We start from the raw sequence: 3030 nt of genomic DNA, 5'->3' as shown, positions 1-3030 counted from the left end.
GTAAAGAAATGTGGGGGGAAGAAGCCTATCAACAAATCGTTGAAATGGGACAAGCTGACCTCGAGTAGTTAAAACAGATTAAGGCTATTTCGAAAAATAGCCTTAATCTTTTTTTATACCGTATCCAAATCGTTTCATATTTCACCATAAGGAGTAAATACATATGAATTTTAAACAAATGAGCGCAGAAATTGAAGAGCAGATGATTCACTTCCGCAGGAGACTGCATGAACAACCAGAACTAAGCTTTCAGGAATTCCAGACAACGAAATTTATTTTCGATACATTAAAAAACACAAATATTAAATTAGAAGTGTGTTCAAGCGGGACAGGGCTTATCGGACTATTAGAAGGAAACGGTGATGGGCCGACGCTTGCAATCAGGGCAGATATTGATGCATTACCCATCTTGGAAGAAACAGGGCTGGATTTCACATCCCGAATTCCAGGCATTATGCATGCTTGCGGCCATGACATTCATACGACCGTCTTAGTCGGAACTGCCCTCTTGCTTAATAACATTCGTGATTCTTTCAAAGGCAGGATCAAATTTATTTTTCAACCGGCAGAAGAAACCATGCAGGGTGCAAAGCAGATGATTGAAGAAGGGGTCTTCCTCGACCCTCCAATAGATCATATTGTATGCTTACACACATGGCCATTTACAGAAGCGGGAAAAATCGCTGTAAAGCATGACGCAATCATGGCTTCTACGAACCGTTTTGAAATAGAAGTGTACGGAGTGGGCGGACATGCAGCACATCCCCATAAAAGTGTTGATACAATTCCCATCGCAGCCCAAATTGTAACGGGTCTGCAGCAAATTATCTCCCGGACTCTTCCCCCATTAGAGCCGGCAGTCCTCACAATCGGTCAAATCCACGGAGGAACAGCAGATAATATCATTGCAAATAACGTGAAATTATCCGGTACTGTCCGCACATTAAAGACAGAAGTGAGTGACAAAATAAAAGAAACGATTGAAGAGATTTCCGAACATACAGCAAAAGCTCACTCAGGAAGTGCTAAAGTTACCTATTACCCAGGGTCTCCTCCAGTTATCAATAATAGGAGAATGGTAGAGTTATTAGCTGAAGCCGTATCAGAAAACCTCGGTGAAGATTCTCTGGAGTATTTGCCTGAAGCTTCCCTGGGCGGAGAGGACTTTTCATTTTATCTTCAACATGTGGATGGAATGCTGTTCAGATTGGGAACAGGAAATGAAACTGCCGCTTCTCAAAAAGGTTTGCATAATCCCGGTATCGTCTTTGATGAAAAATCCATTTCAACCGGGATTCAAGCTATGTGTTCTTTTGCGGTAAAGTATTTGAATCAATGATTCCGGGAAGCAAGGGGAGGTCCCTTAGTGACATGATGTGCCACGGGACCTTTCTCTGTGATCCAACCTAAAAATGAACCTTCTTACTTCAGAACTATATACCAGCCAGGATACTTACTATACCTCTTCTTGCAGTCTCTAAATTATCCTCGATTCAGCTAACAGCAGGATTCATAGATTGACAGCATAATCCCGATTTCCGTTAAATGTTCACTCTCTTCTTTAGTAGCTCCTTTTACTTTCATTCTTCTGACCTGGATAAACTCACAGACATAATTCTTGTGCTATAATACTAGAGGAAAATAGTACTAGTATGGAGGTGATTTCAATTTCTATCTCAAGAATTTTAAAATGGACAACCGGCGCCTGTGAAGCAGTGTTGGGGGTGCCGCTTCTGGGGGCTGCCATCATCCTCGGATTTCTTTGGTTTCCACTCGCCATCATGCTGGTCTTACATATTGTCACTCTCGTGTTCACGATAAAAGACGGCGGTTCCCCAATCGGAAGCATCCTTGGTATCGTTACTTCCTGTATCGCCTGGATCCCATTTGTCGGCATGATCATGCACATCATCACGGCCATTTTCCTCATGATTAATGCTGCCAAAACGGACCGGGCAACAGAAGAAAATAAAACACGCTATGCATAAAATAAGGTTCCCTTCCTCATTATTTATAGAGTCAGGGAACCTTATTTGCTTTATACACTTTAAAAACATACCGCACACGATCTTATTGGCACTTCCCAGCCTTCTTCAGTCGGTTGATATACCCGAATTTTTCTTCATAATTCTCTACTCTGATAATCTTCATTTCTTACTTCTACTAAAAAACTTATTCCTTCAAGAAGCAGCCACACTCTACACGTTTCACACTTTTTCAGCTAAGCCCAATGAAATTCGATTCGTTTATAAGTACTTTTTTGAGATATCTTTTGCAATTGCAACTTTTTCTTCTGATAACCTTTTCATCGGCTGGCGGCAATAGCCTGCATTGACTCCCTTATCTTTTAAAATTTCTTTAATCGTTTGGTAGAGACCATTTTCAATGATTTCCGATATCAAATCATTCGTCACATGCTGGATTCCTTTCGCTTCCTCTATGTCGCCCTGTTTAGCCAGTTCGAAAATCCGCTTGGCTCTTTGCCCGTTTACATTATAAGTACTTCCTATTGCACCGTCTATTCCGAGCACAGCAGCAGGGAGGAGCATTTCATCAAAACCTGCATAAATGAGTTTGGCAGGGAACTTCTTGCGCATTCTTTCCAGTAAATAAAAATCGCCGGCGGTGAATTTAACCCCAATGATTTTTTCATTTTCAAACAGCTCGGCAAATTGATCTAAACTCATGTTCACCCCGGTTAAAAACGGGATTGAGTAAATGATCATTTTGTTATCGACTGAGTTGATGATGCTATTGTAATAATGTTTAATTTCTTCAAAATCGAATTTATAGTAGAAAGGCGTCACTGCCGAAAGCGCGTCATAGCCCAAATCAGTCACATATCCGGCTAATTCAATCGCTTCGTTCAAATTAATGGAACCCACTTGAGCGATTAATTTTACTTGATTCTTCACTTCATCCTTCGCAATCCGGAAAACTTCCTTCTTTTCCTCGGTTGATAACATGAAGTTCTCTCCAGTACTACCGTTCACATAGAGCCCATCTACTTTACATACGTCGATATTATAG

At 41.1% G+C, this 3030-nt stretch carries 3 protein-coding genes; 2 read left to right on the top strand and 1 reads right to left on the bottom strand.

Features of this window, described 5'->3' with window-relative positions:
* Positions 1-163: 163 nt before the first annotated feature.
* Complete coding sequence (locus HP456_RS22035; RefSeq protein ID WP_172255102.1) at positions 164-1339, top strand: M20 metallopeptidase family protein; 1176 nt, start codon at positions 164-166, stop codon at positions 1337-1339.
* Positions 1340-1652: 313 nt separating this feature from the next.
* On the top strand, positions 1653-1988 hold the full coding sequence (locus tag HP456_RS22030) for a hypothetical protein (RefSeq protein WP_216663383.1): 336 nt from the start codon (positions 1653-1655) through the stop codon (positions 1986-1988).
* A 258-nt stretch (positions 1989-2246) separates the two neighbouring features.
* Here the strand turns inward: HP456_RS22030 and HP456_RS22025 are convergent.
* Positions 2247-3030: N-acetylneuraminate lyase (locus tag HP456_RS22025; RefSeq protein ID WP_172255100.1), on the bottom strand; the 784-nt coding region annotated here is incomplete at its 5' end.

It is taken from the genome of Bacillus haikouensis (assembly GCF_013179555.1).
Classification (GTDB): Bacteria; Bacillota; Bacilli; order Bacillales; family Bacillaceae_B; genus Rossellomorea; species Rossellomorea haikouensis_A.
The sequence above is the reverse complement of the archived record's forward strand: the minus strand, read 5'-3'. Positions and strand labels throughout refer to the sequence as shown.